Origin of the sequence: Pseudomonas sp. NFACC51, from assembly GCF_900103575.1 — a bacterium.
GTDB classification, from domain to species: domain Bacteria; phylum Pseudomonadota; class Gammaproteobacteria; order Pseudomonadales; family Pseudomonadaceae; genus Aquipseudomonas; species Aquipseudomonas fluorescens_Q.
Map to the genome: position 1 here is coordinate 285,894 of NZ_FMXH01000007.1, position 22,836 is coordinate 308,729.

22 protein-coding genes and 3 pseudogenes are annotated in these 22,836 nt (G+C 61.8%); 6 read left to right on the forward strand and 19 right to left on the reverse strand.

Annotated features, from left to right (window positions below; all coding sequences use genetic code 11):
* Positions 1 to 244: 244 nt before the first annotated feature.
* Together BLT00_RS16535 and BLT00_RS16540 are read left to right on the forward strand one after the other, a co-directional pair.
* Positions 245 to 1,204, forward strand: coding sequence for a hypothetical protein (locus BLT00_RS16535; protein ID WP_092144649.1), 960 nt, complete (start codon positions 245 to 247; stop codon positions 1,202 to 1,204).
* Between the two features lie 91 nt (positions 1,205 to 1,295).
* Positions 1,296 to 1,559 (forward strand): annotated as a pseudogene (locus BLT00_RS16540) (pyridoxamine 5'-phosphate oxidase family protein); the annotation flags it as partial.
* Here BLT00_RS16540 and BLT00_RS32170 read toward each other — a convergent pair.
* Both BLT00_RS32170 and BLT00_RS16550 read right to left on the reverse strand, forming a co-directional pair.
* Positions 1,555 to 1,713 (reverse strand): annotated as a pseudogene (locus BLT00_RS32170) (HIT family protein); the annotation flags it as partial. The pseudogenes BLT00_RS16540 and BLT00_RS32170 overlap by 5 nt on opposite strands.
* 384 nt (positions 1,714 to 2,097) lie before the next feature.
* Positions 2,098 to 2,964, reverse strand: coding sequence for a LysR family transcriptional regulator (locus BLT00_RS16550; RefSeq protein WP_092144651.1), 867 nt, complete (start codon positions 2,962 to 2,964; stop codon positions 2,098 to 2,100).
* Positions 2,965 to 3,074: 110 nt separating this feature from the next.
* On the opposite strand from BLT00_RS16550, the gene BLT00_RS16555 reads away from it, so the two are divergent.
* Positions 3,075 to 4,001 carry a DMT family transporter gene (locus tag BLT00_RS16555; RefSeq protein WP_092144653.1) on the forward strand — a complete coding sequence of 309 codons (927 nt, stop codon included), beginning with the start codon at positions 3,075 to 3,077 and terminating at the stop codon, positions 3,999 to 4,001.
* A gap of 175 nt (positions 4,002 to 4,176) precedes the next feature.
* Here BLT00_RS16555 and BLT00_RS16560 read toward each other — a convergent pair whose 3' ends face one another.
* The 11 genes and pseudogenes from BLT00_RS16560 to BLT00_RS16610 all read right to left on the reverse strand — a co-directional run bounded on the left by BLT00_RS16560 (position 4,177) and on the right by BLT00_RS16610 (position 14,248).
* Complete coding sequence (locus BLT00_RS16560; protein ID WP_072406658.1) at positions 4,177 to 4,719, reverse strand: hypothetical protein; 543 nt, start codon at positions 4,717 to 4,719, stop codon at positions 4,177 to 4,179.
* A 77-nt stretch (positions 4,720 to 4,796) separates the two neighbouring features.
* Positions 4,797 to 4,979: pseudogene (locus BLT00_RS16565) on the reverse strand (LuxR C-terminal-related transcriptional regulator); the annotation flags it as partial.
* Positions 4,980 to 5,429: 450 nt separating this feature from the next.
* Positions 5,430 to 6,503, reverse strand: a complete 1,074-nt coding sequence (locus tag BLT00_RS16570) for a protein-glutamate methylesterase/protein-glutamine glutaminase (RefSeq protein ID WP_003203057.1) — start codon at positions 6,501 to 6,503, stop codon at positions 5,430 to 5,432.
* Positions 6,504 to 6,505: 2 nt separating this feature from the next.
* The gene (gene cheD / locus BLT00_RS16575) at positions 6,506 to 7,003 is read right to left on the reverse strand and encodes a chemoreceptor glutamine deamidase CheD (RefSeq protein WP_063320598.1); all 498 of its coding nucleotides are present in this window, start codon (positions 7,001 to 7,003) and stop codon (positions 6,506 to 6,508) included.
* A complete protein-coding gene (locus tag BLT00_RS16580; protein WP_063320599.1) occupies positions 7,000 to 7,836 on the reverse strand; it encodes a CheR family methyltransferase in 837 nt (278 codons plus the stop codon). The genes cheD and BLT00_RS16580 overlap by 4 nt, the downstream gene beginning before the upstream one ends.
* Positions 7,833 to 8,369, reverse strand: coding sequence for a chemotaxis protein CheW (locus tag BLT00_RS16585; RefSeq protein ID WP_092144655.1), 537 nt, complete (start codon positions 8,367 to 8,369; stop codon positions 7,833 to 7,835). Before BLT00_RS16585 ends, BLT00_RS16580 begins: the two co-directional genes overlap by 4 nt.
* Positions 8,370 to 8,408: 39 nt before the next feature.
* A complete protein-coding gene (locus BLT00_RS16590; RefSeq protein ID WP_092144657.1) occupies positions 8,409 to 10,067 on the reverse strand; it encodes a methyl-accepting chemotaxis protein in 1,659 nt (552 codons plus the stop codon).
* A 33-nt stretch (positions 10,068 to 10,100) separates the two neighbouring features.
* A complete protein-coding gene (locus BLT00_RS16595; protein WP_092144734.1) occupies positions 10,101 to 12,203 on the reverse strand; it encodes a chemotaxis protein CheA in 2,103 nt (700 codons plus the stop codon).
* Positions 12,204 to 12,242: 39 nt separating this feature from the next.
* Entirely contained in the window at positions 12,243 to 12,527 is a 285-nt protein-coding gene (locus tag BLT00_RS16600; RefSeq protein WP_063320602.1) for an STAS domain-containing protein, read from the reverse strand.
* A 15-nt stretch (positions 12,528 to 12,542) separates the two neighbouring features.
* Entirely contained in the window at positions 12,543 to 12,911 is a 369-nt protein-coding gene (locus BLT00_RS16605) for a response regulator (protein WP_003203044.1), read from the reverse strand.
* Between the two features lie 11 nt (positions 12,912 to 12,922).
* Entirely contained in the window at positions 12,923 to 14,248 is a 1,326-nt protein-coding gene (locus BLT00_RS16610) for a methyl-accepting chemotaxis protein (protein ID WP_371856944.1), read from the reverse strand.
* Positions 14,249 to 14,580: 332 nt separating this feature from the next.
* Here BLT00_RS16610 and BLT00_RS16615 point away from each other — a divergent pair, with 332 nt between their 5' ends.
* Complete coding sequence (locus BLT00_RS16615; protein ID WP_092144662.1) at positions 14,581 to 15,927, forward strand: MATE family efflux transporter; 1,347 nt, start codon at positions 14,581 to 14,583, stop codon at positions 15,925 to 15,927.
* A 56-nt stretch (positions 15,928 to 15,983) separates the two neighbouring features.
* On the forward strand, positions 15,984 to 16,652 hold the full coding sequence (locus tag BLT00_RS16620; protein ID WP_092144736.1) for an HAD family hydrolase: 669 nt from the start codon (positions 15,984 to 15,986) through the stop codon (positions 16,650 to 16,652).
* A gap of 129 nt (positions 16,653 to 16,781) precedes the next feature.
* Here the strand turns inward: BLT00_RS16620 and ppnN are convergent, their stop codons facing one another.
* Entirely contained in the window at positions 16,782 to 18,155 is a 1,374-nt protein-coding gene (ppnN, locus tag BLT00_RS16625; RefSeq protein WP_063320605.1) for a nucleotide 5'-monophosphate nucleosidase PpnN, read from the reverse strand.
* A gap of 217 nt (positions 18,156 to 18,372) precedes the next feature.
* Here ppnN and BLT00_RS16630 point away from each other — a divergent pair, with 217 nt between their 5' ends.
* Entirely contained in the window at positions 18,373 to 18,906 is a 534-nt protein-coding gene (locus BLT00_RS16630) for a DUF3087 family protein (RefSeq protein ID WP_063320606.1), read from the forward strand.
* 4 nt (positions 18,907 to 18,910) lie between these two features.
* On the opposite strand, the gene BLT00_RS16635 is transcribed toward BLT00_RS16630, so the two are convergent.
* The 5 genes from BLT00_RS16635 to modC all read right to left on the reverse strand — a co-directional run bounded on the left by BLT00_RS16635 (position 18,911) and on the right by modC (position 22,836).
* A complete protein-coding gene (locus BLT00_RS16635) occupies positions 18,911 to 19,381 on the reverse strand; it encodes an arsenate reductase ArsC (RefSeq protein WP_063320607.1) in 471 nt (156 codons plus the stop codon).
* A gap of 147 nt (positions 19,382 to 19,528) precedes the next feature.
* The gene (locus BLT00_RS16640) at positions 19,529 to 19,708 is read right to left on the reverse strand and encodes a con-10 family general stress protein (protein ID WP_003203031.1); all 180 of its coding nucleotides are present in this window, start codon (positions 19,706 to 19,708) and stop codon (positions 19,529 to 19,531) included.
* A 125-nt stretch (positions 19,709 to 19,833) separates the two neighbouring features.
* Positions 19,834 to 20,397, reverse strand: a complete 564-nt coding sequence (locus BLT00_RS16645) for an ATP-dependent Clp protease proteolytic subunit (RefSeq protein WP_014337800.1) — start codon at positions 20,395 to 20,397, stop codon at positions 19,834 to 19,836.
* A 117-nt stretch (positions 20,398 to 20,514) separates the two neighbouring features.
* A complete protein-coding gene (locus tag BLT00_RS16650; protein WP_092144664.1) occupies positions 20,515 to 21,570 on the reverse strand; it encodes a DNA topoisomerase IB in 1,056 nt (351 codons plus the stop codon).
* A 186-nt stretch (positions 21,571 to 21,756) separates the two neighbouring features.
* Positions 21,757 to 22,836, reverse strand: coding sequence for a molybdenum ABC transporter ATP-binding protein (gene modC / locus BLT00_RS16655; protein WP_092144666.1), 1,080 nt, complete (start codon positions 22,834 to 22,836; stop codon positions 21,757 to 21,759).

Here is a 22,836-nt window from a genome sequence, read left to right on the forward strand (position 1 = left end):
CAAGACGAACAAGGTGAGAGATTCCGACGCCTTCGTAGGAATCATGAGAATTCTCCAAGGAAACGAATCGACGTGATCCATTTCCGTAGGACCAATTGCTCACACCGCAGAAAACCCACCCGATTCCTGAGTCTCCCGGGCATCAGGTATTCTCCGCCCCCTGAAACCCCACCCTGGCCCGAGGCGTTCAATCGTCATCCCAACCCCTCGAACAGTCTGCAAAGCAACGCAACAGGAGTCATGCATGTTGATAGGACATCGGTTCGAGCGCACGGCGCAGGGTGACCTGCACATCCATTCGCGCAACGTGGTGCAGAGCTTGGTCGTGTTGGTGATAGGGGCGTTGGCCTTTATCTTGCCAATGGCGTTCGCCGTGTTCGTGATGGTTGACGGGGCCTCGTTGATGGCTGAGGTGGATCCACTGTCCGCTCTATTGATGGTGCTGCTGTGGCTGCTGATTCCTGCCCTTGGCCTGCTGCTGGTGGTGTACACCGGCGTCCACGAGACGTTGGTGTTGTCGCGGGCCGACGGCGAAGGCAAGCACCTGACCCGAAACTTTTTCGGGCGCCGCGAGCGTGTGCAATCGGCCTTCCAGATCGAGGCTGCCAAATTCCTCGAACTACGCCGCCTCCCGCAGGCTGGGCGAGCTCGCACCCAGCTGTGGCTGATACTGCGCGATGGCACCGCGCACCGCCTGACCACCGACAACGTTCCGGTGGTGCCGGGCACTCAACGCACGGACTTGTGGCTGCGGGAGCTGGCCGACTACCTGGGCGTGGCGCTGCCCACCGAGGTGGTCGAAGGGGCGGCGCCGGTTGTGAAGGTGCCCTATAGGCCAACTCCGGCCCCTACCAGCGGCAAGGCGGTAAGGGCAGCCCGTCAGCGCCGGGAAAACGGCGACGCTCCTTCGCCTGAGCCGACCGAGAAACTGGGCATGCCCGCACGAGCCTTGCTCATGCTATTGGGCGCCTTCTTTGCGGTGTTGGAACTGACCAACATCATGACCTTGGTGCCGGCCATTTTTACCGGACGGCTGCGCGTCAGTGGTTTTCGAACGGGCTCGACGACGTTCTATTGGGCCGAACAGCCGCTGAGCTTTTCCTTCAACTTGCTGGTGGGTGTCGCCGAGGGCGTGATCGTCGGCTTTATTGCCTGGGGTTGCCTGCGCGTGGCGATCCAGGGGCGCATGAGCTCCAAGACCTGAAAGCGGTCGATTCGGTCGTCGTTGGGTCGGAAGGTTGAGAGGGCGCGGCGCAACTGAATGCGATTTTTAAACAGCTACAGAGGAGATGAGCATGGAACGCCAGAACGACAGCAGCGCCTACATCACCACCACCCAGGCGCTGGAAAGCCTCTACGGCCCCGTCGCGACACCCTCGATCCTCAAGGAAGTCGACCATATCCATCCGGTTTACCAGCCCTTCATCGAGGCGGCATCCTTTGTGATCCTCGCTTCCTCAGGCCCCGGAGGGCTGGATGCGTCTCCGAGGGGCGACGCGCCGGGGTTCGTTCATGTCCATGACAGCAAGACGCTGTATCTGCCCGACCGCCCGGGCCACCCAGTTCCGCTAACGCCGGGGCGGGTAATTGGGTCAATGAGTTCACATGAGCCTTGGCGCCGAGCATGAGGTAGCCGGGTAGGGCGGACGCCAGGTGATGGTTGACTGTCCAATGGTTCGTTTCATGGAGGATAAACGGTGGTGCTAGTTCCAAAGCTGACTCCCTGTCGTAGTGCGGTTAGGACCGATCCTTCAACTATGTAACATTTTTTCAGCCGTGCGCTGACAGGCGAGGCTGATGAGGACCCGTGGCGAGGGAGCTTGCTCCCGCTGGGCTGCGCAGCAGCCCTAAAAACTACCCCGCGGTGCATCAGGCAGAACGCGTTCAGCTTGGTTGGGGTCGCTTCGCAACCCAGCGGGAGCAAGCTCCCTCGCCACGGGGTTTTGTGTTGTCCGGGCACCGAGGTGAAAGCTTTAGGGCCGCTTCGCGGCCCAGCGGGGATAAATCCCCTCGCCACAGGGATGCATAAGAATGCACAAGGATGGTCAGCGGGATGCCGTTCAATGCAGTTCAATGGCTTTTGTGGCGAGGTTGTAACTAACCTTCGAACTCCGCCTGCAACATCGCTAGAAACGCTTCCCTGGCAGGATGCCGGCCAGCGTTTTCATGCCAGTAGAACAGGTTGTCGATGCCCGTCAATCCAGGGAACTCATACCCTGTCCAGCCAGCGCCCTGGCGGTATTGCTCATAGATCCCACGCGGCACCAGCGAGATGCCGGCACCGGCACTGACGCAGCCGACGATGGCGCCATAGCTGGCGATGCTGATGATCGGTTGTACTTGGTCATGGCGTAGCAACCACTGCTCCAGGGCAAAGCGATACGGGCAGCCTGGGGGCCACATGAAGATCGCCTTGCCTTGCAGGTCTGCGGCATTGCGCAAGGGGCCGTGGGATTCGGAGGCGATGAGCATCAGGTCTTCGCGGTACATTACGGCGCGCTTGAGCCCCGGCCGTTCCACGTCGACCGCCACGATCACACCGTCGAGCCGGTGGTGCTGGGTATCGTCCAGTAACTGCGCCCAAGTCCCCGTGCTCAGTTCCAGCGACACCTGAGGATACTGCGCGTGATATTTGGCCAATAACTGCGGTAGGCGCCCCGTGGCGCTGGATTCGATGGCGCCAATGCGCAACGGTCCGCTTGGCGTGTGGCTGGGGTTTACCGCGCGGCGGGCTTCTTCCGTCAGGCCGAGGATTTTTGTCGCATAACCCAGGAACACCTCGCCCGCCGGGCTGACCTGCAAGCCGCGGCCTTCGCGGAAAAACAACGGTGTACCCAACTCCCGCTCCAGGGATTTGAGTCGTGCCGTGATGTTGGACGGTACGCAGTGCAGGACTTCGGCGGCGCGGGCGATGCTGCCGGTGTCGCAGACGGTCTTGAACATGCGCAGTTGGGACAGTTCCATAACTCACCCAAAGTGAATGGTTGGCTGAGTTTAAGTCACTTGTATTGAGAGTGGGTGGTTTTGATACTTCAGGGTAAATCGACAAGACGCCCAGTGCGCAGGAACTCTGAATGGAAACCCGTTGTGTGCCGTTTGAGGGCTTGAAGAACCCCAGACCCCGCGTAAAAGTGATCCTGGCGACCACGTTCGTGATTCTTTGTTGGGCCTATTCGCCCATTGGTATTCGCATCGGCTTGCAGGCCTACGAACCGGGTCAACTGGCGTTGATGCGGTTTCTCATCGCTTCGGTGTTCATGGTCGTCGTCGCGATGGCGAAGGGTATTGCCTGGCCGCGTCTCGGGGATTTACCGTTGCTGGCGGTATTGGGTTTCTTTGCCGTGAGTCTGCACCACATCGCCCTCAACTACGGCCAACGGGGCGTCAGTGCCGCGGCGGCGAGTGTGTTGGCCCAGTCCACGCCGTTGTTCAGCACATTGCTTGCGCATTTTGTCTTCAAGGAAAGAGTCGGCGCTTGGCAATGGGGCTGTGTCCTGTGCGGCTTGCTTGGCGCAGCCGTGGTCGTCACGGGGGATCGAGGCTTGGGTGACATGGACGCCCATGGACTGTTGATCCTGCTGGCGGCGCTGTCCTGGAGTGTGTATTTCGCTTTGCAGAAGCACCATGCCCATCGCTACGACGGCTTGACCCTGGTTTGCTACACCGTCTGGTCGGGCACACTCCTGTTGTTCATTTTCGCACCGGGGATGTTGAGCGCGGCGCGACAGGCTTCGGCTTCGGTGAACCTGGCGGTGTTGGTTCTCGGTATTTTCCCCAGCGCGCTGGCGTACCTCGCCTGGGCTTACGTGCTGGCTCACAGCGACGTGAGCCGAGCCTCCATGGCGCTTTACCTGATACCGCCCAGCGCGATGTTGATGGCTTGTCTAGTCCTGGCCGAACGCCCAGCGGCGATGGTGATTGTTGGGGCGGTTATCGTGTTGGCGAGTGTGCTTGCGTTGAATTTTGAGCCGGCGAAGGTGGCAAAAGCCGCCGCTGACTGAGGATTACCTGACCGGATGGTGATGTGCCAGGCCGGCTGACGCGGATCGATCGTTCCCATGCTCCCGCGTGGGAATGCCACCAGGGACGCTCTGCGTTCCGCCCTTGGCATGTGACGCAGAGCGTCACGGGATGCATTCCCACGCGGAGCGTGGGAACGATCAACGCAGCGCCACCTTATTTTTTAACCTGATAATCCTGGCCCCACACGCGCACGGTGTTGATTTTCTCGTTCAACCCTTCAAACACAAACTTCTGCCGCACGGCCGTCTTCGGCGGAATGGTGACTTCATCCGGGTTTTCAAACCCTGCCAGCCTGTTGGCGTAACCGGCCTGGTCGATGGCGAGCAAGGCGCCCGTTTGGCCGAGGTTGATCAGGCGCAGTTGCGTGTCGGTGCTGTTCTTGAAGCCGAGGGTGACGCTGAAGGTGTCGTCGACGGGCTCCAGCTTCAGGACTTCGATGGAGACACGGTCTTTCAGTTGCTCGTTGGAGGAAATGATCGCCGCGCCGTCGGCGCCCTGGGCCGATTCGCGGCCATCGAGCACGCCTTCGCTGACGCCACCCAGCAAGTTCTTGCCAGCGGTAATGAAGCTTGAGACGGCTGCCTTGGTCGAGTCCTTGATGAGGCTGCCGTCGGTTGGCTCGCCTTCGGCGAAGCACAGCGAGCTGAGCAAAAGGCTGGAGACGAAGAGGGTGGAGCGTGACGGCAGAAGGTTCATACCTGAGTCCTTGAGGGGGGGCAGCGACATCGCCTGGCAACAGGGCGAACGGCAATGATAGCCGTGATCATGGGCCGCTAGCGATCGGCTTCCTTGAGTTTTTCCGACATCTTCACCAGCGTTGCCAACGAGTCCGCATTCATCTTGCGCATCAACGACCCGCGCCGCACTTTCACGGTCACCTCGCTCAAGCCCAGTCGGGCGGCCACCTGCTTGTTCAACAGCCCTGACACGACCAGTTCCATCACCTCGCGCTCGCCGTCAGTCGGAGAGAGAACTTCGCGGTATGGCTTTAACTTTTTTCGCCTATTGAAAGTTGTGCGACGAGGGAAGGCGTTCGTCTGATCCGTATTTTTCTGCGCCAGGTGCCTCTGTAATGACCCCGGGCCCAGCTCCAGAATAATCACGCGGCTGGCCTATCGGGCTACCCGTGTACTGCAATTTTTTGGTCCAGGAGTGCTCATGGCGAAGATGGCGATTTTTCTAGGTGGGTTTTTGGCACTGACTCTTTTGATCGGCGTGCTGGCGACGATTTCGCCCGTGTAGGCACAGGCTGCTGGAGCGCCTGTGGCGACAAGCCCACTGCGGTCGATCATTCCCACGCTCTGCGTGGGCAATGCATCCCGTGATGCTCTGCGTCACTTTCCAGAAAGCGGAGCGTGGGGAGCGATCATTCACCTGATCAAGCTCCACTGTAGGGACGGTCGTTGTTACCGATGCAAGATCACCTGCGCAATCTCCTGCAACCCCATCACCCGTTGCGCCGCATTGAGTTTGATCGCTTCCTTGGGCATGCCGAAGACCACGCAACTGGCTTCGTCCTGGGCCACGGTGGTGCTGCCGGCGTCGAGCATTTCCTTCAGGCCGCGGGCGCCATCGTCGCCCATGCCGGTCATGATGATGCCGGTGGCGTTGCGGCCGGCGAATTTGGCCACGGAGCGGAACAGCACATCCACCGAAGGGCGGTGGCGGTTGACCAGTGGGCCATCCACCACCTGCACGTGATAGAACGCGCCGCTGCGGGTCACCATCATGTGTTTGCCGCCTGGTGCGATGAGTGCCAGGCCCGGGTGGATGCGGTCGTTGTTGCGGGCCTCGCGCACTTCGATCTGGCACAGGCTGTTCAGCCGGGCGGCGAACGAGGCGGTGAATTTTTCCGGCATGTGCTGGACGATGACGATGCCCGGGCACACTCGCGGCAGGGCGGTGAGCACCGCTTCCAGGGCCTGGGTACCACCGGTGGAGGTGCCCAGGGCGACGATGCGTTCGGTGGTCTGTGCCATGGCGTGGCCGTTGGCGGCGGGCAGCATGGCGTCGGCGGTGAGTTTGGTCGCGGGCGTCAGCGCGATCGGGGCGGGACGCTTGCCCAGGTTGCGCACGTTGACCTGGGCGGCGGCACGGATCGCCGACACCAGTTCCGGCGCCGACTCCAACAGAAAGTTCTTCAGGCCGGTGGTGGGCTTGGTGATGATTTCCACCGCGCCAGCGGCCATCGCCTGCAAGGTGGTTTCCGCGCCCCGGGGCGTCAGGGACGAGCAGATCACCACCGGAGTGGGGCGCTCGCTCATGATTTTTTTCAGGAACGTGATGCCGTCCATGCGCGGCATTTCCACGTCCAGCACGATCACGTCGGGCCATTCCTTGGCCAGTTTGTCCATGGCGAAAATCGGGTCGGACGCCGCGCCCATGACGTGGATGTCCGGTGTGTCGCTGAGGATCGCCAGCAACACCTGGCGAACCACCGCAGAGTCATCCACCAGCAGTACATTGATCTTTTTTGACATAGTCAGTGCCGGGTCCTTATAGGTTGGTGCCTGACCCATACATCGCCGCTGCAAAGGTCGAAGATGATGCTTCGGTGGCCGGTGCTACCCATGTCCTGGGCGATCAGGTCCAGGCGGTAGAGGGCAGCGATTTCCAGCGCCGCATTGACGTTCAACCGCGCCACATCGCCGTAGGGCACATGGCGTTGCAGTTCGGGGAACATCTCGCCGCCGCCGAACAGCTTGAGTTGATAGTCCTCGGGTTCGGTGTGATGGGCCCTGGCCTGGCGGATGAACAGCTCAATGGCTTCATCGGCGTACAGGCCGTTCAAGGCCTTGGAGCAACGCACCCGACTGGGCAGCATGAAGTGGCACATGCCGCCGATCTTGCGTTCGGGGTGCCACAGCGTGATCGCCACGCAAGAGCCGAGAATCGTGCGCAGGCGGGTCGGGCAAGTGGCAAAGCGAAACTCCCCCGGCGCCAGGTACACCTCGGCCACTGCCCTCATTGCGGTGTTCATGGCTTGCGATAAATCGAAGGGGCCACCAGTTTCAACGCATCGGACACACCGTTGAGACTCTCCGAGTGGCTGACGATGAAATACCCGCCGGGCTTGAGTCGGGGGATCAAGCGGGCGACCACTTTGCTTTTGGTGGGTTGGTCGAAATAGATCATGACGTTGCGCAGGAAGATCACATCGAACTCCCCCAGCTCCGGCAAGGTGTCGTTGAGGTTGACCTGGATGAAGTTGACCCGGTTGCGCAACGCCCGGTCGATGAGGAACGTGCCTTGCTGGCTACCGGTGCCCTTGAGGCAATATTTCACCAGCAGCGGCTGAGGCAGGGTGCGGGCGCGTTCCATCGGGTAATGCCCGGAGCGCGCCTTGGCCAGTACCTGGCTGCTGATGTCCGAACCGATCACTTCCCAAGGCGTGGTGCCCAGCCCTTCGGCCAGGGTCATGGCCAGGCTGTAGGGCTCTTCCCCGGAAGAGCTGGCCGCGCTCCACAGGCGGAAGGTCTTGCCCGGCGTTGCGTGGGGCAGTACGTGTTGGCGCAGGAAATCGAAATGTTTGGGCTCGCGGAAAAAGTAGGTCTCGTTGGTCGTCAGCAGGTCCAGCGCCACTTGTAACTCATCGGTGCGCTGGCCGTTCATGATCAGCTTGAAATACTCGCCATAACTGTCCAGCCCATAGTGCTTGAGGCGCTTGAACAAACGCCCGGCCACCAAGGCTTTCTTGGCCTCGGACAGGCTGATGCCGGCGGCCTGGTACAGCCAGGACTGGAACTGGCCGAACTCTCGGTCACTGAGCGCCAGCGCGTTCGCCGTGCGTTCCTTGCAGGTATCGGCGTTCACGGGGCATCCACTTCCAGCACGTTCGGGCTGGCTTCGGCGAGTTGGGACATTTCGTCGATGGACAACACGCGGTCCACCTCCAGTACGATGACAAACTTGCCATCGACCTTGGCCATGCCACTGATGAAATCGGCCCGGATCTTCGCGCCGAAGCTCGGTGGCGGCTCGATCTGCGAGGCCGGGATTTCCAGCACCGCCGACACCGTGTCCACCAGCAGGCCAATGTCCTGGGCCTGGCCGTCGGCGCTGGACGCCTCGATGATCACCACGCACGAGCGCCGGCTGATCGCCGAATTCGGCCGGCCGAAACGGGCCGACAAGTCCACCACCGGCACGACGGCACCGCGCAGGTTGATCACCCCGCGCACGAACGTCGGCATCATCGGCACCACGGTCAGGTTGCCGTATTCGATGATTTCCTTGATGCACAGGATGCCGATGGCAAACATCTCCGTGCCGAGCATGAACGTCAGGTATTGCGCTTCTTCCTCGACCGCGATGGCGGTTTGACGTGTGGTCGCGATGGCGCCCATTGCTTTTTCTCCTTTAAGCAAGCCTGTGGAACCGGGCCATCAGAACCGGGTGAATTCCGATTCGTCCGGGGCACTGGCCATGTTGTAGGCAAACGCCTTGGGCATGATCGGTGCCGGTGTCCGCGTCGGTTTGCGGCCGGAGGAACCTGGGGTGTTGTCGACCCTGGCAACTTGCACGGCAGACTTGGGCGGCGTGTCCAGGGTGAAGAAGCTCATGGCCTGTTGCAGCTGTTCGGCCTGGCTGCTCATTTCCTCGGCGGTGGCGGCCAGTTCTTCGCTGCTGGAGGCGTTTTGCTGGGTCACCTGGTTGAGCTGGGTCATGGCGGTGTTGATCTGCGCCACACCGGCGGCCTGTTCTTCGGAGGCGGCGCTGATTTCCTGCACCAGGTCCGAGGTCTTGTTGATCGAGGGGACCATCTCGTTGAGCAGGTTCCCGGCCTTCTCGGCCATATCGACGCTGCTGGAGGACAGCTCGCCGATTTCCTGGGCGGCCACCTGGCTGCGTTCGGCCAGCTTGCGCACTTCGGCGGCGACCACCGCAAAGCCTTTGCCGTGTTCACCGGCGCGGGCGGCTTCGATGGCAGCGTTGAGCGCCAGCAGGTTGGTCTGGTAGGCGATGTCGTCGATGATGCTGATCCGCTGGGCGATTTTCTTCATCGCCACCACGGTCTGCTGCACCGACTCGCCGCCGTCGGTGGCTTCCTTGGCGGCCTTGCTGGCCATGCCGTCGGTGACCTTGGCGTTCTCGGTGTTCTGGTTGATGCTGGCGCTCATCTGCTCGATGGAGGCGCTGGTTTCCTCGACGCTGGCTGCCTGTTCACTGGTGGCCTGGCTCATCGATTGCGCGGTGGCGCTGACTTCTTCGGAAGCACTGGCCAGGTTGTCCGCAGCGTTACGCACTTCGCCAATGATGTGCGAGAGCTTGCCGATCATATTCTGCATGGCGTTGAGCACCATGCCGGTTTCGTCTTTGGAGCCGCCGTCGATTTTTGCGTTCAGGTTGCCTTCGGCCAATTGCTCGGCGACGGTCGCGGCCTGTTTCAAGGGGCGCGAGATGATGCGCGAGATGAACAGCGCCAGGCCCAGGCCCACCAGCAGGGCGGCAATCAGCACGACGATGATCGACAGGCGCGATTTTTCAAACAGCGCTGCGCCATGCTCGCTGGCGGCGCCAGCGCCCGCGTCATTGAGTTCCACCAGTTTTTGCAGGTCGTTGACCACCAGATCGAATTGACGCTTGGATTGGCCCTTGAGCAGTGCATGGGCTTGCTCGGTCAGGTTTTGCCGAGACAGTGCAAGCAGGTCTTTGCTGACTGCGAGGTAAGCGACCCAGTCATTGCGGGTGGTTTCGAACAGCTGGCGATCTTCCGCGCTGGAGAGCAGTTTTTCATAGGTCGCCATGCGGGTTTCAAACCCCTTCCTGGCGTCTTCCGCTTCTTGTTCGACAGTGAGGCGTTCCTGTTCGGAATCGGCGGTAATGTGGCGGTTTTCCTTGAGGCGATAGTTTGCCGCGTAGAAACGCATGCCCGAGGCCGCACGCATGGACGGCATCCAGTTTTCCCTAATATCGACGGTGGTGCTGTTCACCTCGCCCAGTTGGATGATCGCGAACACTCCCATGACGGCGGTCAGGGCCAGCACCACAAGAAATGAAGTGATCAGTTTGGTGGCGATTCTAAGATCGTAGAACCATTTCATTGGGAAGTACCTCTCCATGGAATTGCTTAAGCGTCAGCGAGCGTTGGCTTGTTGTAATTGAGTCGGGGTGTAGCGGTTTTCCACTTGGGCGATCTGGGTGAGCAACGCCGGTACGTCGAGAATCAACGCCACCGCGCCACTGCCCAGGATGGTCGAGCCACTGATACCGCGAAGGGCACCAAACAGCTTGCCCAGCGGCTTGATCACGGTCTGGAATTCACCCAGCAAGTCATCCACCACCAACCCGGCCTTGAGTTCGGCGTAGCGCACCACCACCACGTTCTGCCGGCGAGCGGGCGGGCCTTCGTGGCTGAAGTGATCGCGCAGGTAGACCAGGGGCAGCACCTCGCCGCGCAGGTCGAGATAGCCTTGTTCGCGGCTGGCGACCCCATCGTTCTCGCTCAGCTCGATGCATTCCTGGACCATGTCCAGCGGAATGACATAGGTTGACTGACCGATGCCCACCAGAAATCCATTGATGATCGCCAGGGTCAGCGGCAGGCGGATACGCACCACGGTACCCTTGCCGGGCTGGCTGTCGAGGTCGACGGTGCCGCGCAGCAGGGTGATGTTGCGCTTGACCACGTCCATGCCCACGCCACGCCCCGAAAGGTTGGTCACGGCCTGGGCGGTGGAAAAACCGGGCTCGAAGATCAGGTTGTAGATCTCCTGGTCGGTCGGGCTCGCGCCGGGGGCGACCAGGCCGCGCTCCTGGGCTTTTTCCAGGATCCGGTCGCGGTTCAGGCCGGCGCCATCGTCGGCGATTTCCAGCACGATGCTGCCCGAGTCGTGATAGGCGTTGAGGTGCAGGTGCCCCTTGGCCGGTTTGCCCGCCGCCAGCCGGGCCTCGGCGGTTTCAATGCCGTGGTCCATGGCGTTGCGCAGCAGGTGCATGAGCGGGTCGCCGATTTTTTCCACCACGGTCTTGTCCAGTTCGGTCTCCGCGCCGCTGATGATCAGGTCGATGTCCTTGCCCAGTTCCTGGCTGACATCGCGCACCACCCGACGGAACCGGTTGAAGGTTTCGCCGATGGGGATCATGCGCAGGCGCAGGGCGCCATCGAGGATTTCTTCCACCAGTCCGGAGACTGACGAGGTGGCCTCCTGCAACGGATCGTTCTGGCAGGTGCGGGCCAACAGGCTGGCACCGGCGCTGGCGATGACCAGTTCGCCCACCAGGTTGATCAGTTCATCGAGCTTGTCGGCATTGACCCGCACATAGGTGCCGTCCTTGGCCTTGCTGTCGCTGCTCACCGCTTGTTTGTCGGTGGCGATCTGGGCGGGCATGCGTGGCGTCTTGCGCTGGTCGGACAACAACTCGCCGGTGGCGACCAATGCGGTGGTTTCCTCGGCCGGTTCCGGCGACGTCGTGACCAGGCCGGTGTTGGCCTGGGGCGCGATGTCGTCGTCCTGGGCAACGATCTCGATCTCGCAGTCTTCCCGGACGAAATCGAACACTTCATTGATCGCGCCGTGGCTGGCGGTCGAGCGAAACTCGATGTCGAAGCCCAGGTAGCAGGACTCGGCGTCCCAGGCATCGGCGGCGGGCAGGGCGTCGGTCAAGGCGGTGATGTCGACGATTTCACCCAGGGTTTGCAGGTAGCGCAGGAACGACAGAGGGTCCATGCCGTTGCGGAACACGTCCTGGCCGAAACGCAGGGAGATGTGCCAGAGGCGCGTTTCGCCGGGTTCACGGGTTTCGGTGTCCTGGGCAGGCGTTGGGGCCGTGGCCGGCGAGGGCGCCTGGTACTCCTGCAGGATCTGGCACAGTTCCACTTCCCGTTGCAGGGCCGGTGGCGGTAGCGCTCCGCCCTGGTTGGCGGCCACGTTGATCAGCTCCAGCATGTGATCGCTGGACTTGAGCAGTACCGCGATCAGGCCGGCGTCCACTTCGACGCTGCCGTTGCGCAGGCGATCGAGCACGTCTTCGACGATGTGGGTGAAGCTGACGATCGGTTCCAGGCCGAACAGCCCGGCCGAGCCCTTGATCGTGTGCGCCGCCCGGAAGATCGCGCCGATGGCGTCATCGTCGCCGGGGTCGGTTTCCAGTTGCAGCAGCGATTCTTCCATCGCTTGCAACTGTTCCCGTGCCTCGACGATGAACGTCTGTTGTGCCTGATCGAGATTGATGCTCACGCTCATATCCTTTGTCGTGTCCGACGTATTGCAGCAGCCCTAGGCAACCAGGTTGCACAGGGCAAGTGTTTCCATGACGGCCTTGCTCTGGCCGGTCAATGTCAGTTGGGTGCCGGCCTTGGCGGCCTCGCGTTGTACCATCAGCAGCAGTTGCAGGCCGGCGCCGTCCATTTCGGTAATCTGCGACAGATCAAGGGCCATCCGCGGTGTTGCGCCCAACTGCGGTAACCATTGCGCGGCCAGGTCGGCGGCGGTGTAGATCGTCAGCTCGCCGTCGATGTGCACCTGGGCGGTGTCATCCTGTGTTTCGTAGTGCAACGACATGGGCGCCTCCGCTCATCAAGGAAGAATCAGCTTGGATACCGCCGCCAGCATCTGCGCCGGCTGGAACGGCTTGACCACCCAGGCCTTGGCTCCGGCGGCCTGGCCTTCCTGTTTCTTCGATTCCTGGGATTCGGTGGTGAGCATGATGATCGGCGTGAACTTGTAGCTGGCCAGCTTCTTGACCTCCTTGACGAAGGTGATGCCGTCCATGTTGGGCATGTTCACGTCACTGATGATCAGGTGCACTTTCTGGCCATTGAGTTTGCCCAGGGCATCCTTGCCATCGCTGGCTTCGATCACGTCATAGCCGGCACTTTTCAACGCGATGCCGACCACCTGCCGAACGCTCGCGGAGTCGTCGACAACCAATACACTTTTAGCCATGAACGGCGCTCCTAAAAGAAGGTGATTTCCTGTGAAGTCTGTTGCGCGGCTGAGTCGCCGTGGTGATTGCGGCGTTGCTCGTCGGTGGCGTAAGTGGTTTCCATGCGCGCCAGCCATTGGCGAGCGTCGATGGAAACGGCCTGTTCGGGCGACTGGCTGGCCTGCTGCATGTGCACATGCAGGTCCTCGATGTTGTCGCGCACGTGGCTGAGGATCTGGCTGACCCGATCCTGGAATTGCAGGCTGACCAGCACCTCGGTGAGTTCATCGCGGATGCCGAAGCTCTCCCGCTGCAGCATGTCGGCCGAGTCGGCCAAGCTGCCGGTGACACTCTTGAAGCGCTCCAGCACCTGCTGGATGCTTTGCTCGGAGGCACTGACCGAATGGCTGTCCTGGTCCGCGCCGCTGGACGCGGCATGCACCAGTTGGGTGATGGCGGTGTTGATGATGTCGACCTTGGCCGACATCTGCTGGCCGGTCTCGCTGGACTTGCTCGAGAGGCTGCGCACGGCGTCGGCCACCACCGCAAACCCACGCCCGGCCTCGCCGGCACGGGCGGCTTCGATGGCGGCGTTGAGGGCCAGCAGGTTGGTCTGCGCGGCAATCGCCGCGACATCGGCGGCCATGGTCCGCAGTTCCCCGGTATAGGCCGTCAGGTTGCGTACCTGGGCCAGGGTTTCATCGCGGCTGGCCTGGGTGGCCTTCAGCGAATCGATGACCTTGACCAGTTCACTTTCGCTCTGGGCCAGCACCTGCACGGCACCGCCACTGCTGCTGCCGGCCAACTCACCGGCGGCCAGTTGCGAAGCTTGCACGGTCTCTTCCAGGCGCGAAGAAATGCCGGTGAAGCGGCTGGTCAGCGAGACGATTGCGGTTTCGGTCTGCTGCCGGGAGCTTTCGACCTGCTTGGCCCAGATCGGCATGGCGCCGAGAATGACTTCGTTGAGTTGCTCGCTGGCTTTATGGGCCAGATGCTCGCTGGCTTGCAGGTCGTGGCGGGCCATGGCGGCGGCGATGGCGCTGTCGAACTGCTGACGTTGCGAACGCGCACCCCATACGCCAGCACCGACACCAACGGCCAGGAGGGCAACAGCCAGGATGATGTTTTGTACACTTGGACCATTGAGCAGTAAGACGCCAACGGCAGCAACGAAAGCGACGAGCACTGTGTTCCAGAGGATGCGAGGTTGTTGGGCGAAGGAATGACCGTGTGGGTACGACGTCATGGTTCGGTCCTTGAACAGAGTTTCTAACAGGTTATTTGCGAATAACTGGTTATCTGCGACCTCTACTCGGACTTTAAGACCGGCTGTCCGATACCGGTATTGCATAGGCATTGGCCTACACAGTACGTGGCACTGTGCTATTTCAGGTTAGACGCTGTCTGGGAAATGTCGAATGCACCCGACGAAGGTATGAGCCACCTGGCAAGGGAGATGGCGCATGGGCTTTTGTGGCGAGGGAGCTTGCTCCCGCTGGAGCGCGAAGCGGTCCCAAACTTGGCGGGTGCGGTTGGCCTGATAGATTGCGTGTTTAGGTTTTTGGACTGCTGCGCAGCCCGGCGGGAGCAAGCTCCCTCGCCACGAAAAACGGACATCTTCCGAAACAGAATCCATGGATTGCGCTAAATTACCCCGCATTGGATTTCGAACCTGCCATCAGAGCCCCCATGCCCACCCAGCCCCTCTGGAAAACCTATCTCCTGTTCTTGGCCCCTATGGTCTTGTCCAATTTCCTGCAGTCCATGTCTGGCACGTTCAACAGCATCTACATCGGCCAGATGCTCGGTACCCAGGCCTTGGCGGCGGTGTCGGGCATGTTTCCCATCGTGTTTTTCTTTATCGCATTGGTCATCGGCCTCGGCGCGGGGGCGGGGGTGTTGATCGGGCAGGCCTACGGCGCCGGCGAAACCGGGACGGTGAAGGCGATTGCTGGTTCGACCTTGTTGCTGGGGGCGATCATCGGCCTGGCGGCGGCGGTGCTTGGCAGTGTCTTTGCGCGTCAGGCGTTGCAGGGGCTCGGCACGCCGGCCGATGTGCTGGAGGATGCCGTTTCCTATGCCCGGGTCATGCTGTGGATCCTGCCGATGTTGCTGGTATTTGTGCTGTTTACCCAGTTGCTGCGCGGGGTGAGCGATACGGTGTCACCGATGTTGGCGCTGCTGACCTCCACCAGTGTCGGGCTGCTGCTCACGCCAGCGTTGATTCGTGGCTGGTTGGGGTTGCCGCAGATGGGCATCCAGAGCGCGGCGCTGGCGGGGTTGGTGGGGACGGCCTCGGCCATGGCCATGCTGGCGTGGCGCCTGAACCGTCGCGAGCATGCCCTGGCGCCGGACCGGGCGTTGTTCGCGGCGATGCGCCTGGACATGGAGATCCTTGGCAAAGTGCTGCGCATAGGCTTGCCCACAGGGTTGCAGATGGTGGTGATCTCGTTGTCCGAGTTGGTCATCCTGACGCTGGTCAATAGCCATGGCTCCCAGGCCACGGCGGCCTACGGCGCGGTGACGCAGATCGTCAACTACGTGCAGTTTCCGGCGCTGTCGATCGCCATCACCGCTTCGATCCTCGGCGCCCAGGCCATCGGTGCCGGACGCCTGGAGCGCCTGGGGCCGATCCTGCGCACGGGGTTGTTGATCAACCTCTGGCTTACGGGCGGGTTGGTGGTCCTGGGGTATCTGTTGTCCCACTGGCTGCTGGGGCTGTTCATCACCGACCCGGCGGCACGGGTCCAGGCCGAACACCTGCTGCACATCATGCTCTGGAGCCTGCTGGTGTTCGGCTTCCAGGCGATTGTCGGCGGCATCATGCGCGCCAGCGGCACGGTGCTGGTGCCAGTCGCTATCTCGATCTTCTGCATCGTCGCCGTGCAGGTGCCGACGGCGTATCTGCTGGACGCTCACTTCGGCCTGCAAGGGGTGTGGATGGCGTTCCCGGTGGCCTACTTGAGCATGCTGCTGTTGCAGACGCTGTACTACAAGCAGGTGTGGCAGCATCAGCCGATCGAGCGGTTGGTGTAACCAACCCACCATTTAATCCTGTGGCCATCACCCGCCACGCCGCCACCGAGGATCCGATGCCTGCCAGTCCCCCCACCCACATTGCCTACCGCGCCTTCCTGTTCGACATGGACGGCACACTGCTCAATTCCATTGCCGCCGCCGAGCGGATCTGGACGCGCTGGGCCCTGCGCCACGGCGTGGACGTGGCGACATTCCTGCCGACGATCCATGGCGTGCGCGCCATCGACACCATCACCCGCCAGCACCTGCCGGGGGTGGATGCCCAGGCCGAGGCCGAGCAGATTACCCGCGAGGAAATCGAAGACGTCGAAGGCGTGGTGCAGGTGCCCGGTGCGCAGGCCTTTGTGAACAGCCTGCCGCCAGAGCGCTGGGCGATCGTCACTTCGGCACCGATGGCACTGGCCTTGCGGCGTATGGAAGCGGCCGGGATCCCACGCCCTGCAGTGATGGTCACTGCCGAGGACGTGAGCGACGGCAAGCCCAACCCCGCCTGCTACCGCTTGGCTGCCGAACGCTTGCAGGTGGCACCGCAGGAATGCCTGGTGTTTGAAGACGCCGAGGCGGGCATTCGGGCCGGCGAGGCGGCGGGGGCGGATGTGCTGGTGGTGACGGCGACGCATACGCACCCGGTGGTCACCCTTCATCCGCAGATCAAGGATTACCTTGGGCTAGGCATTGAGGTGGATGAGGCCGGCCTGATGCGACTGCCTTCGATTCTATGACCGCCGCAGAACGCCTGTGGAAGCGAGCTTGCTCGCGATAGCGGTGGTTCAGCTTGCATCAGTGCTGAATGTACCGGCGCCATCGCGAGCAGGCTCGCTCCCACATTGGATCTGTGGTCTTCGGGTAGGTCAGGTCACCACGCGATAGCACGGCACATACGCCGCGCCGCCTGGCAGTTTCATGCGGTGCTGGGCGACGAAGGCCTGGAGCAGGCGGTCGAGGGGTTCCATGATGGCGGCGTCACCGTGGATCTCGTAAGGGCCGTGTTCTTCGATCAGGCGGATGCCCTTGTCCTTGACGTTACCGGCCACGATGCCCGAGAACGCCCGGCGCAGGTTGGCCGCCAGTTCGTGGGCGGGCAGGTCGCGGCTCAGGCCCAGGCTGGCCATGTTGGCGTGGGTCGGGTCGAACGGGCGCTGGAAGCCTTCGTCGATCTTCAGCAGCCAGTTGAAGTGGAAGGCGTCGTTGCGCTCGCGGCGGAACTGCTTGACCTCCTTGAGCCCCTGGGTCATCTGCCGCGCCACTTCGGCCGGGTCGTCGATGATGATCTGATAGTGCTTCTGCGCGGCCTCACCCAGGGTTGCACCGACAAATGCATGCAACTGATCGAGGTACGGCGCGGCGCTTTTCGGTCCGGTGAGCACCACCGGGAATGGCAGGTCCTGGTTGGCCGGGTGCATCAGGATACCCAGCAGGTAGAGGAACTCTTCCGCCGTACCAGCGCCACCCGGGAAGATGATGATGCCGTGACCGACACGTACGAAAGCCTCGAGGCGTTTCTCGATGTCCGGCAGGATCACCAGCTCATTGACGATCGGGTTCGGCGCCTCGGCGGCGATGATGCCTGGTTCCGTCAGGCCCAGGTAGCGACCGCCATGGATACGCTGCTTGGCATGGGCAATGGTGGCGCCTTTCATCGGGCCTTTCATCACGCCAGGGCCGCAGCCGGTGCAGATATCCAGGCTGCGCAGGCCCAGCTCGTGGCCGACCTTCTTGGTGTATTTGTATTCTTCGGTGTTGATCGAGTGACCGCCCCAGCACACGACGATTTTCGGCTCCACGCCAGGACGCAAGGTGCGGGCGTTGCGCAGCAGGTGGAAGACGTAGTCGCTGATGCCCTGGGACGAGCTGAGGTCGATGCGCTGGCTGTCCAGCTCGTTCTCGGTGTAGACGATGTCGCGCAGGGCGCTGAACAGCATTTCCCGGGTGCTGGCGATCATTTCGCCGTCGACGAACGCGTCGGCCGGTGCGTTCAGCAGCTCCAGGCGCACGCCCCGGTCCTGCTGGTGAATACGGATCTCGAAGTCCTTGTAGGCTTCCAGGATGGTCTTGGCGTTATCAACATGGGCGCCGGTGTTGAGGATGGCCAGGGCGCACTGGCGGAAGAGGGTATAGATACTGCCGGAACCGGCTTCGCTCAGTTGCTGGACTTCGCGCTGGGACAAGGTCTCCAGGCTGCCTTTGGGGCTTACCGAGGCGTTGATTACATGTCTTTGATTCATTCAGCTTTCCTTGAAAACGATGCCATGCACACAACGACGGCATCTTGAAAAAAACGTCCACGCAGAAAGATCGCACGATCCTTGCGCTATCGCCATGGACTTCGATCCGGACCCGGCGAGTCGGTTGCGATACAAAATGAGCTCCAGCATAGCTAAATCGACCGGGCAGGCGATAATGCGTGACTCTTTTGATGCCGTACAAGGAAATTGCACCGCGATGTTCGAGATCAAACCGTGGGATAGCGACACCTATCGCAAGCAGACTCGCCGCAGCACCCTGATCATCGCGGTGGTGTTCCTGGCCCTGGCGATGTTGCTGTCCAGCCTGGCCGTGCTGCTGCTGGGCACGCCCGGAGGCGATAACTTTCGTTTCAATCTCGGCGGGGTGCTTGTCGCGGTGCTGGCAATGGCCGCGCTGATGCGCCTGTATTTCTGGTCGCAGCCATGGATGGCCGCCGCCGTGTACGGCTGGCAGCTCAAGCGCAGCCTGATGAAAATCACCAACGTGATGCACCAGGTGACCGCTGGCGTGCAAGCCCAGGATCCCACCGCTATGAAGCTGCTGCGTTTCTATCACCTGGGGCTGGCCCAGATGCATCAGCTGGACGCCAACTCCAGCGCCCAGGGCTCCCTGGCGCGAGAGGCCGACGCGCACCTGGCGAAGATGCAGGCGCTGGGCCTGGGCACCGAACAGTCGCGCCTGGAGGCGAGTTGGATCGAGACGGTGAAGCAGGCCTATCGCGCAGGTTGAGCGGTCAGAGGGTGCCGATGCGGTCGAGCTCGGCTTTCAAGGCCTGGGCATCGAGCTGGTCGAAGGGCAGGGCAAAAAAGGCCCGGCAGCGGGTTTCGATACGATCCAGGGTGGCATGGAAGGCCTGGCCGATCTGATCATCGCTGCCTCTGACGGTCGATGGATCGACCAGGCCCCAGTGGGCCTTGATGGCCGGACCGAAGTACACCGGGCAAGCATCGCGAGCGGCGCTGTCGCACACGGTGATGACGATGTCCGGCGGGCTGCCCTCGAATGCGTCGTTACCCTTGCTGCGCAAGCCTTTTACGCTGATACCGGCTTCTTGCAAGGTGCTCAGGCTGCGCGGGAGCACGTGGCCCTTGGGGAAACTGCCGGCGCTGACGGCCTGGAATCCGGCCGGGGCCAGATGGTTGAACATCGCTTCGCTGAGAATGCTGCGGCAACTGTTGGCTGTGCACATGAAGAGGACTTTCATCGATCGGCTCCGATAAGCGCAAGGTTGGGCTGCGCCGGAGTATATGCGGACAATCGAATATATGGAATTTCGTATTTGTAGCGAGAGCGAGAGCGAGAGCGGATAGCGCCGGGGCGCAATACGTCTGCGCCCCAACGATTTGCGTGGTTACGATTTTCTGCCGCCGCCTTGGCTGCGTTCGCTACCTTTGTTACCGGCTCCAGTGCCTTTTTGCCGGTCGTTAGCAACGTTGCCGCCCGACGCTTGTCCGCCTTTCTTGCCGGCTTCCGATGCTTTTTCACGATCATTGGCGAAGTTGCCTGGGTTTTTGTTTCCGCTACTGGCCATTTCGAGAATCCTCATTTTGGTTGAGCGAGCAACGTGCCTCGCATTAGTTGGGAAAGAAAATGGCCGGGGGAAGTTTAAAAAAAACCGCTTGCTGGCGACGAATGGTCTGCCACCAGCCTTCACTTCTAATCCTCCCCACCGCTGACTTTCCAATGCTTGGCATCTGCCGGGAACACCACTTGCTCGACCCGATGGGCAATGCCGAAAGCCAGGGAGTTCTCCGCTGGAATCACCCGTTCCTCGGCACACAGGCATTTGAAGATATCCAGCTGCGTCGCCGCGCCAGCGGTTTCCTTGACGTAGATTTCCACGTAGCGCGCCACGTCGTTGTCCAGGCTGGACAGGTACTCGCGCAAGCGTGAGTGGTCCACCGACTTCTGGCCGAAGTACCAGTTCATCGGATGAATCAGGAAACGCGAATGTGGGGTAGTGGTGCGGTCGCTGGCGGCCAGGTACATGACGATGCCCATCGACTCGATGTTGCCGGCGTTCACCGCACGTACCGGTACCGGCAGGGACTTGATGAAGGTGTAGAGGGTGAAGCCGAAGTTGGTGCTGCCACCGACTGTGGAGAGATTGAGCATCAGCGAGTCGGCGCCTTTCTCAATGGCCTCCAGGCAGTTATCGCGAAAGCGTTCCGTGGTTCCCTGATCGATCTGGCAATGAAAATGGACAATGTGTTCGGACATCTGAAACTCCTGTCGACTTCACCCTTTGCAAGTGCCTGCGGATCGGCTGTGCCGTACAGTTGGGAGTCCAGCGGTCTGCGGATGTTCCTCATCCGTGGCTGGCTGCCGGTGAGCGCATCAAGCCGGTTGCTGCTGTTCGCATTTCTGGGCAGCTTGCGTCATGCGCTGCAGGAATAACGTCAGCCCGGCTTCTTCTTCGCTGAGGCCTTTACGTGCCCGGGGTTTGGGCAGCTGGGTCAGGGCACCGAGCAGGAAACTCTCCACCACCGCAGGATGAATGTAGCACTTGCGACAGACGGTCGGCGTGTTGCCCAGTTGTCGGGCGACTTGCCTGACCATCTCGGCGACATGCCTTTTGGCCTCGCTTTCGGTTTCCCAGCGCAGCGTCCGCAACCCGGCCAGAGCGGCTGCGCTGCCGGCCCAGGTGCGGTAGTCCTTGGCGGTGAAGTCAGCGCCAGTGAGGGTCTTGAGGTAGGCGTTGATGTCCGAAGAACTGATGGCGTGGCGTTCGCCGTGTTCGTCCAGGTACTGGAACAGGTTCTGCCCGGGGATCTCCTGGCAGCGCTTGATGATCCGCGCCAGGCGCCGGTCCTTCACGGTGATCTGGTGCTCGATGCCGCTCTTGCCACGGAACTGGAAGGCGATGGCGCTGCCGTTGACCTCGACATGCTTGTTGCGCAGGGTCGTCAGGCCATAGGAGCGATTGTCCCGGGCATATTGGCTGTTGCCGACGCGGATCAGGGTCGTGTCCAGCAGGGTGATGACCGTGGCCATGACTTTGTCGCGGCTGAACCCGGGCGTGGCGAGGATTTCCTCCAGGCGTTTGCGCAAGCGCGGCAGGGCCCGTCCGAATTCCAGCATCCGCGAATACTTGTCCGCATCACGGACCTCACGCCAGCGCGCATGGTAACGGTACTGCTTGCGTCCACGGGCATCGCGCCCGGTGGCCTGGAGATGGCCGCGCGGGTCGGTGCAGATCCAGACATCGGTATAGGCCGGTGGCACCGCCAGGGCATTGATGCGCTGGATCTCGGCTGCGTCGGTGATGCGCTGGCCTTGCGGGTCGAAATAACAGAACTTGCCACGCAATTTCTTGCGGGTGATGCCGGGGGCCGTGTCGTCGACGTAATGCAGGTCGGCCGGCAATGCATCCGGCGGCAGGGTGTCGGGCATGAAGAAAGTCCTTGGCAGCGAATCCGGTGGCCTGTCATCGATTGACCGCAGCCCGTTGCGGTCGTGCCAAGATTCTGCGGTTACCCGCAACCCCTGTGGGAGCGAGCTTGCTCGCGATAGCGGTGAATCAGCTTGCATCAAGGTTGGATGCGTCGTCATCGCGAGCAAGCTCGCACACAAGGTGGACTACGCCAACACCGCCACCGCCTTGATCTGCGCCCACAGCAACTGCCCCGGATGCAGCTTGAGCTGATCGCGCGAATAGCGGGTGATGCGCGCCAGCAGCGGGGTGCCGGCGGCTTCCAGGCGGACCAGCACATGGGCGGTGTTGTCGGCGGCCTGTTCGCTGACCACGGTGACCGGCAGGCGATTGAGGATGCTGGTCTGGGCATCGTTCGCCAGGCTGAGGCTGACGTCCCGGGCCTGGACCTTGAAACGCAGCGGCTGGCCGAGGGCCAGGGACGTGTGGGCCACGCGTACGTTCAGTTGGCTATCGGGCAGATTCAGGGTCAGCAGTTGATAAGCCGGGTCATAACCGCTGACCTTGCCCTCGATCACCACGCCAGCGTCATCCCCCAGGGCCAATGGCAGGTCGAGCCGGGCCAGGGTTTCGCCGATCGGCCCACTGGCCAGCGCGCGGCCGCCGTCGAGCAACACGATGTGATCGGCCAGGCGCGCCACTTCGTCCTGGGAATGGCTGACATACAGCACTGGAATGTCCAGCTCATCGTGGAGCCGTTGCAGGTACGGCAGGATTTCGTTTTTGCGCCGGGTATCGAGGGCCGCCAGCGGCTCATCCATCAGCAGCAGTTGCGGGCTGGTGAGCAAGGCGCGGGCGATGCCCACCCGCTGGCGCTCGCCGCCGGACAGGTTGTGCGGCTGCCGATCGAGCAAGTGGCCGATGCCCAGCAGTTCGGTCGCCTGTTGCATGTCCACCCGCCGTTGTGCCGGCGCGATGCGCTTGAGGCCGAACGCCAGGTTGGCCTGCACCGACAGATGGGCGAACAGGCTCGCCTCCTGGAACACATACCCCACCGGCCGTTTATGGGGCGGCATGAACACCGCGTGCTCACTGTCTTGCCAGACTTGGCCGTTGACCTCGATAAAACCCCGGGCCGGTCGCTCCAACCCGCCAATGCAGCGCAGGCAGGTGGTTTTACCGGAACCGGAAGGCCCGTACAGTGCGGTCACGCCACGGCCGGGCAGTTGCACATCCAGGTCCAGGGAAAAAGCCCCGTGGTCGAGCTGAAAACGCGCCTGAATCAT